This window comes from Dyella sp. ASV21 (genome assembly GCF_016428975.1).
Classification (GTDB): domain Bacteria; phylum Pseudomonadota; class Gammaproteobacteria; order Xanthomonadales; family Rhodanobacteraceae; genus Dyella.
The window spans coordinates 165,003-172,407 of the sequence record NZ_JAELTT010000001.1 but is presented as its reverse complement, the minus strand read 5'-3'; the positions used below and the strand labels follow the sequence as shown (position 1 = coordinate 172,407).

The following is a 7,405-nucleotide window of genomic DNA, read 5'->3' as shown; positions in this document are numbered from 1 at the left end:
CAACGCCTGGGCATGCGCAATTTCATGGACGAACTGCGCGGCGCCGGCGTCGACACCGGCGGCCCCGCCGCCTTTCATCCGCGCGACAAGCAAGCCTTCGCCAATCAGCTCGATCGCTGGCTAACGCGCCGTCGACAGGCGCGCTGAAGCACCGCTACAAGCCGCGCTCATCCAGATGCGCGCGTCGCGCGGCCACCTGGGCCAGGATCGACCAGTCCACATTCTCATCGCCTGCCGACAAAGCCTCCAGCAAGCTGTCGCGCAACAAGCCCGCCAGCGGCAATGGCACACGCGAAGCATCGGCCGCCGCCAGAGCGAGGCCAATATCCTTGTAGCCCAATGGCAGGGCAAAGCCCGCTGGCGTGTAGCGTTGCTCCGCAATCAGCTTGCCATAGCCCTGATAGGCCGGCGCCGCAAACAAGGTGCTGGTCATCACCTCGAGGAAGTCCGCCGCACTCACCCCGTGCGCGCGAGCAAGCGCGGAGGCCTCCGCCATGCTCTCGATAGCGGCGCCAAGCATGAAATTGCCGGCGATCTTCACCACGTTGGCGCGCTCCGGCGCCTCGCCCAATGGCCAGATGCGGCTACCCATGGCGTCCAGCAGCGGGCGCACGCGTTCGATCACCGCAGGCTTGCCCGCTGCGAGAATGTTGAGCTTGCCGGCCGCCGCCACATCAGGCCGACCGAATACCGGCGCAGCCACGTACTCCAGGCCATGCTGCGCATGGGCTTGCGCCAATTCGCGCGCCAGCGCCAGCGAGATGGTGGCGTGATTGACGTGGATGGTGCCCTTGTCCATGCCGCTGAGCAGATCGCCCGCAAAGAAGATGTCACGTGCGGCCTGATCGTTGGCCAACATGCTGAACAACACTTCGCCCTGCGCCGCACGGTCGGCGCTACGCACCGCCTTGGCACCCAATGACACCAGCGGCTCAGTCGCACCGGGGGAGCGATTCCACACCGTTACCTCATGCCCGGCCTTGATCAGGTTGCTGGCCATGGCGCTACCCATGGCGCCCAAGCCGATAAACCCTACTTTCATTCGTGCCATCTCCAGAACGCGAAAGATGCCCAGTGGAACATGCGATGCGTTCAATGCGTGCGAAATGGCCGCTACGCCACTTCGCCGGCGGCGCGGCCCGATGCCCACGCCCACTGGAAGTTGTACCCGCCCAGCCAGCCCGTGACGTCTACCACCTCACCGACGAAGAACAACCCCGGCACCCGCTTGGACTGCATGGTCGCCGACGACACACCGTCGGTATCGATGCCGCCCAAGGTTACTTCCGCCGTTCGATAGCCTTCGGTACCACTCGCCACGATCGGCCAATCATGCAACTGCGCGCCGATACTGGCCAATTCGGCCTCGCGGTACTGGCGCATCGGACGGCTCTCGAACCACAACTCGCACAAGCGCTGCGCCAGTCGACGCGGCAGGATGTCGGCCAGCACGTTCTTCAGCTCCGCCGCGGGGCGCGCGCCGCGCTGCGCCTGCAGCCACGCCGCCGCCTCCAGCTCCGGCAGCAGATCGATGCGCAAATCGTCGCCCGGCTGCCAATACGAGGAAATCTGCAGGATGGCCGGCCCGCTTATGCCGCGATGGGTAAACAGCATCCCGGCGCGAAAACCGCGCTTGCCTACCATCGCCTCCACCGCCGGCAAAGCCACACCGGCCAGATCCTCATAGCGCTCCTGATGCTTGCCGCTGAGCGTGAGCGGCACTAGACCGGCCCGCGTGGGCAGCACGTTGTGGCCGAACTGGCGCCCCAGCTCATAACCCCAGCCGGTAGCGCCCATGCTGGGAATGGACAGGCCGCCGGTGGCGACCACCAGTGAGGTGGCGTGCACTTCCCCGCGCGCGGTGAGCACGCTGAAGCCTTCGTCGGTCTTGCGCACACGCTCCACGCCACAACTGGTTTCGATGCGTACGCCAGCGGCCGCGCATTCATCCAGCAGCATGCGCACGATCAGCTTGGATGAGTCGTCGCAGAACAGCTGGCCGAGCTCTTTCTCGTGATACGCGATGCGGTGCTTTTCCACCAGCGCGATGAAGTCCCAGGGCGTGTAGCGGGCCAGCGCCGACTTGGCGAAATGCGGGTTCGCCGAAAGGTAGCAGCCCGGCGTTACCCCGAGATTGGTGAAGTTGCAGCGCCCACCGCCCGACATGAGGATCTTCTTGCCGACCTTGTTGGCATGATCGACCACCAGCACCTGGCGACCACGTTGCCCCGCCGTGATGGCGCACATCAGCCCGGCCGCGCCGGCACCGACGATGAGTACATCCACTTTCACCCGCGCACCGCCATCATGACCCGCTCCTTCCACATAAGTGGGGCATTATCCGCCAGAAGGCGCCACATCGCTTAAAATCGCCCCTTTCATTCTCTGGACTGCCACCATGCCCTCCTTTGACGTCGTTTCCGAAGTCGATAAGCACGAGCTGACCAATGCCGTGGATCAGGCCAACCGCGAGCTTGCCAATCGCTTCGACTTCAAAGGCTCGGATGCCAAATTCGAGCTGGACAAGTTCGTCATCACGCAGAGCGCGCCCAGCGAGTTCCAGCTTGAGCAAATGCTGGATATCCTGCGCGGCCGCCTCATTTCGCGGAAAATCGACGTCCTTGCGCTCGAAGTGGGCGATGCCGAAACCAACCTGGGCGGCGCGCGCCAAAAGATCACCGTCAAGCAGGGCATCGAACAGCCGATCGCCAAAAAGCTGGTCGCCACGCTGAAAGAAGCCAAGCTCAAGGTCGAGGCGCAGATCAACGGCGACAAGCTGCGCGTCACCGGCAAGAAGCGCGATGACCTGCAGCTCGCCATGGCGGTGCTGCGCAAAGCCGAAGTGGAGCTGCCGCTGCAGTTCGACAACTTCCGCGACTGAGTTCCCACGGGGCGTTATCCCGGCGCCTGCCGGGATAACGCTAGGCGGCCAGGCCAGCCGCGATATTCACGCTGATCGCGATGATGAAGACGTTGAAAAAGAACGCAATCACGCTGTGCAGCAAGGCCACGCGACGCAGATAGCGACTGGTGATCTGCACATCGGAGACCTGAAAGGTCATGCCGATCACGATGGCGAAGTAGGCAAAATCCCAGTAATCGGGCTGCTCGGTGCCGGGGAAGTCCAGCCCTTCGTGCTGCTTTCCAAAGTCCCCGTAGTAGCCGTGCGCGTAGTGCATGGCGAACATCACGTTGAGAAACAGCCACGACAGCACAATGCTGGCAGCGGCTACCAGCAGGGCTTGCACACCGCCACCCTTGGCCGCGCCCAGCTCGGTGGTCAGCGCCAGCGCCACCACGCCGATCAGGGCCAATCCGGTCCACAACACGCCCCAGCGGCCGGTGTCCTGCTTGTGGGCCTGGGTCTGCATCAACTCCGGCGTCTTCGTCTCGTTGAACAGCATGGCCAGGGCCGACAGATAGATCAGCACACCCAGATCGAAAGCCAATAGCAACGCCTTGGCCGGCTTTATCGCAAAGCCCTGCCATAACGCCACTCCCACCACCAGAAAGACGATGGCGGATACGGCCAGCCGCGGTCGTGCGCGCAGGTTGCGAAAAGGAATCCAGCGCTGTGGCGCACCGGCGGCCATGGGGGTTTTCTCCGTGGGTGCGCTCATACGGCGATCTTGGCGTAAAGCGTAGGGGGCATCATCGAGGCGCAGTCTCCAGTGACCCAAAGCCGGGCCTGGAGCATCTTAATGCGAATGGGACCCCACTCAGATATGCAGGTCGGCGTACTCGGGATGGCGGGTCATCCAGATCTCGGAATAGGAACATGCCGGGTCGACTTTCCAATGTTCGGCGCGTGCCTTGTCCAGCGCGGTACGGACGAGGTTGGATGCAATACCGCGACCACCCACGGCGGACGGCACAATGGTGTGGGTGATCGTCATGACGCCGTTGTCGAGCTTGTAATCGAGCACGCAAGGCACGCCATCGACCTTGACTTCGAAACGGTGGGCGCGTGTGTTGTGGCTGATCTCGGCGGACATGAAACGCTCCCGCAGGCGGTCGAGGGCGCGCAAGAATAAAGCATACGAGAGCGAACCCAGCGTGAAGAATGCATCAGTTCAACGTCGCGTTTCGTGCATACATGAGTCGCCACACTGGCCACACGCACACGACACGAAGACACGCGCACAGGTAAGGAATCTCTCTTACGACCACCATGCAATGGCTTGGCTGACGTTCACAGCATGTCATCCGCGTCCGGCCTGATGCGTTCGGTGTTGGACGGTGCGTTCGTGCACCGCTGCAAACGCAGGGTAGGTAGTGAAAATCACCTGGAACCGACGTCACTTTTTACAGGCATGCCTGAGTGGCGTAGCCTCATTGCCTTTCGCGCGCATGGCCCGCGCACTGCCTGATGGGCGAACCGCCTGTCGCCTCAGTCCGGAACAAACCGAGGGTCCGTATTATTTGGACCGCGCGCTGCTGCGCCATGACATCACCGAAGGCAAGCCGGGGCTTGCGCTGCAACTGCGCTTTGAGGTGCTGGATAGCCGTACTTGCCGACCGCTCAGCGATACCGCGCTGGAGATCTGGCACTGCGATGCGCAAGGCCAATATTCGGGCTTCACCGGCGCATCGACGGTTGGCCGCGGCATGGGTCCGCCACCGCCCGGACCGCCGCCGCAAGGGAGGCCGCCCGGACTCCGCCCACGGGAGCCGGTCGCGGACACGGTGCGTCGCCAAAGAGCGTTGCCACCGATGAGCTCACCTTTCTGCGCGGCGTACAGATCGCCGACACACGCGGTCAACTCGCGTTCCGCACCATCTTCCCGGGCTATTACCCGGGTCGTTGCAACCACATCCATCTCAAGCTGCATGTGGGCGGAAAGACGCAGGACGGGCATTACCGCGGCGGCCACGTGGTGCACACCGGCCAACTGTTCTTTCCGGAAGCAGCAAGCCTCGCCGCGATGGCGCAAGCCCCCTACCCGCGCCAAGGCACTGCGCGTACCACGCTGACGGAGGACAACGTCTACCTCACCCAGCAAGGCAGCGGCTCCATCGTCGCCCTCGCGATGGAAAACGGCGTGCAGGTAGCGCGACTCACCCTCGCGGTAGATCCCACGGGACATACGCGCGAAGGACAAGGTTGAAGGCCCTCGCGCGTCGCTCAGCAAGCCGCTGCGGCGCGCGCCGGATGTACTCGCGATAGATCCAGCGCGCGCCGGGTGCGCACAGCGCGGGCAAGCTGCTCCAGCACGCCGACACTGGCGTCCCAGCCGATGCAGCCATCGGTGATGCTCTGTCCATAACGCAGCGGCTTGCCAGGCTCAAGATCCTGGCGCCCAGCCACCAGATGGCTCTCCACCATCACGCCGACAATGCGACGCTCGCCACCAGCCAACTGCTCGGCGATGGCACCGATCACGGCGGGTTGGTTTTCGGGCTGCTTGCTGCTGTTGGCGTGACTGGCATCGATCATCACGCGCTCATCCACGCCCGCACGCGCGATCGCGGCGCATGCCGCCTCAACACTGGCGGCATCGTAGTTGGGTGTCTTGCCGCCGCGCAGGATCACGTGGCAATCCGTGTTGCCGGTGGTGGCCGCGATGGCCGTCTGGCCATCCTTGGTCACCGCCATGAAATGGTGTGGCTGGGAGGCCGCCTGCACCGCGTCCACGGCGATTTTCACGTTGCCGTCGGTGCCGTTCTTGAACCCCACCGGGCACGACAGGCCCGACGCCAGCTCGCGATGAACCTGGCTTTCGGTCGTGCGCGCACCAATGGCGCCCCAGGCCACCAGGTCGGCGATGTATTGCGGCGTGATCATGTCGAGAAACTCGCAGCCGGCCGGCACACCACGCTCGTTGATGTCGCGCAACAAGCCACGCGCCAGGCGCAGGCCCTTGTCGATCTGGAAGCTGCCATCCAGGTCCGGGTCATTGATCAGGCCCTTCCAGCCCACCGTGGTGCGCGGTTTCTCGAAGTAGACGCGCATGACAATTTCCAGTTCGCCCGCATGCAGCGCGCGCAGTTCGGCGAGGCGTTCGGCATATTCCAGCGCGGCGCGCGTATCGTGGATCGAGCACGGACCGATCACGACAGCGAGACGGTCGTTGCGTCCAGCAAGAATCTGGTGCAGCGCTTCACGCGAGCTGGCGACCGTGTGCGCTGCGCGTACGCTCATGGCGTGATCGCACATCACCTCGGCCGGGGTGCTGAGTGTGGTGATGGCGCGAATGCGCAAATCGTCGGTGGTCGGGTTCACGGGGATCTCCTGGTGGGGTTCCACTCGCGACCATGAAAAAGGCCGCCAGTGGTGGCTGGCGGCCTTTTGGGAATGGTGTCTTGTCGTTATGACAGTCGCTACCAACCCTCCGCCAGCGGCATCGGATAGCCGTAAAACCAAAAATACTGGCGGGCGGTGTGGTTGGTCATGGCGATAAGAGATAACACAGGCTTTTCGCGCTTGCAAAGGATGCATTTGTAACCAAGCGCTACACTGCGCGCATGCCTTCACCCTGGACCTTGCTCACCCGCCCCGCCCGCGAACCGATTCGCCGCTGGGTACTCAGCGCCTTTCCGCGCGGCGGCGGCGGCCATGTCGATTACGACCACCCACTGGGCGATCCCGGCTTGTTCGGTCCCGACAGCGCCACGTGGCGCGTGCATGCGGACTTTCCCGGCATGCTTGCCGGCGGTCTGGCGGCCTTGATGTTGCAGACCCTGCATCCTCGCGCGCTCGCCGGCGTGTGGGACCATTCGAACTTTCGCGATGACCTCGTCGGCCGCCTGCGTCGCACGACCTCCTTCGTCAGCGGCACCAGCTATGCGCCCAGCGCGCAGGCGCAACAGTTGATCGAGCGGGTCAAGACGATTCACGCGCAGGTGCGCGGCGTGACCGAGGATGGCCGTCCATACGCGGCGGACGACCCGGAACTGCTGACCTGGGTGCACGTGACCGAGGCGTATAGCTTCCTGCAGGGCTACCGTCGCTACAGCCACATCGCCCTGCCCGCGGGTGCCGCTGACCGTTACTACGACGAAGCACGGCGCGTAGCCGAGGCGCTGGGCGCACGCGATGTACCTGCCACCGAAGCGCAGATCACCAGCTACTTCCGGCGCATCCGTCCGGAATTGGCGTTCAGCGCGCGCTCGCGCACCGTGCTCGATGTACTGGCGCGCGTGCGGCTGCCCGTACCCATCGCCGGTCTCTCTCGCGACGTGTTCCTGCAGGCAGGCGCCGCCCTGCTCCCTGCCTGGGCGGACACCCTGCTCGGCCGCTCGTCGCTGCAACGCGCCCAGGCCGGCCTCGCCGCGCGGGCGCTGTGGTCGGTGGCGCCGGTGTTCCGCGCCGCCTTGCACGATGGCATCGCCGCCCGAGCCTGCGCTCGCATGGGCGTGGCGGCCGACGCGCTGGAGCGCTGGAGCTAGGGATGCCAATCGGCTA

9 protein-coding genes are annotated in these 7,405 nt (G+C 64.4%); 4 read left to right on the top strand and 5 right to left on the bottom strand.

Annotated features, from left to right (window positions below):
- Positions 1-147: DUF188 domain-containing protein (locus JHD67_RS00845; protein ID WP_199096367.1), on the top strand; the 147-nt coding region annotated here is incomplete at its 5' end.
- Positions 148-154: 7 nt separating this feature from the next.
- On the opposite strand, the gene JHD67_RS00840 is transcribed toward JHD67_RS00845, so the two are convergent.
- Together JHD67_RS00840 and JHD67_RS00835 are read right to left on the bottom strand one after the other, a co-directional pair.
- Positions 155-1,051 (bottom strand): NAD(P)-dependent oxidoreductase, encoded by an 897-nt coding sequence (locus JHD67_RS00840; protein WP_199096365.1) that lies wholly within the window; start codon positions 1,049-1,051, stop codon positions 155-157.
- A 62-nt stretch (positions 1,052-1,113) separates the two neighbouring features.
- Positions 1,114-2,292 (bottom strand): NAD(P)/FAD-dependent oxidoreductase, encoded by a 1,179-nt coding sequence (locus tag JHD67_RS00835; RefSeq protein WP_199096363.1) that lies wholly within the window; start codon positions 2,290-2,292, stop codon positions 1,114-1,116.
- Between the two features lie 106 nt (positions 2,293-2,398).
- Here JHD67_RS00835 and JHD67_RS00830 point away from each other — a divergent pair, with 106 nt between their 5' ends.
- Positions 2,399-2,881, top strand: a complete 483-nt coding sequence (locus JHD67_RS00830) for a YajQ family cyclic di-GMP-binding protein (protein WP_199096361.1) — start codon at positions 2,399-2,401, stop codon at positions 2,879-2,881.
- Between the two features lie 40 nt (positions 2,882-2,921).
- Here JHD67_RS00830 and JHD67_RS00825 read toward each other — a convergent pair whose 3' ends face one another.
- Both JHD67_RS00825 and JHD67_RS00820 read right to left on the bottom strand, forming a co-directional pair.
- Complete coding sequence (locus JHD67_RS00825) at positions 2,922-3,620, bottom strand: DUF1345 domain-containing protein (protein ID WP_199096359.1); 699 nt, start codon at positions 3,618-3,620, stop codon at positions 2,922-2,924.
- 99 nt (positions 3,621-3,719) lie between these two features.
- Positions 3,720-3,995: a GNAT family N-acetyltransferase gene (locus JHD67_RS00820; protein WP_199096356.1), complete on the bottom strand. Its 276-nt coding sequence runs from the start codon at positions 3,993-3,995 to the stop codon at positions 3,720-3,722.
- Positions 3,996-4,511: 516 nt separating this feature from the next.
- Between JHD67_RS00820 and JHD67_RS00815 the strand changes: the two genes are divergently transcribed.
- On the top strand, positions 4,512-5,108 hold the full coding sequence (locus JHD67_RS00815) for a hypothetical protein (RefSeq protein ID WP_199096354.1): 597 nt from the start codon (positions 4,512-4,514) through the stop codon (positions 5,106-5,108).
- A 17-nt stretch (positions 5,109-5,125) separates the two neighbouring features.
- Here the strand turns inward: JHD67_RS00815 and JHD67_RS00810 are convergent, their stop codons facing one another.
- Complete coding sequence (locus JHD67_RS00810; RefSeq protein WP_199096352.1) at positions 5,126-6,223, bottom strand: 3-deoxy-7-phosphoheptulonate synthase; 1,098 nt, start codon at positions 6,221-6,223, stop codon at positions 5,126-5,128.
- A 242-nt stretch (positions 6,224-6,465) separates the two neighbouring features.
- On the opposite strand from JHD67_RS00810, the gene JHD67_RS00805 reads away from it, so the two are divergent.
- Positions 6,466-7,389 (top strand): oxygenase MpaB family protein, encoded by a 924-nt coding sequence (locus tag JHD67_RS00805; RefSeq protein ID WP_199096350.1) that lies wholly within the window; start codon positions 6,466-6,468, stop codon positions 7,387-7,389.
- Positions 7,390-7,405 lie beyond the last annotated feature (16 nt).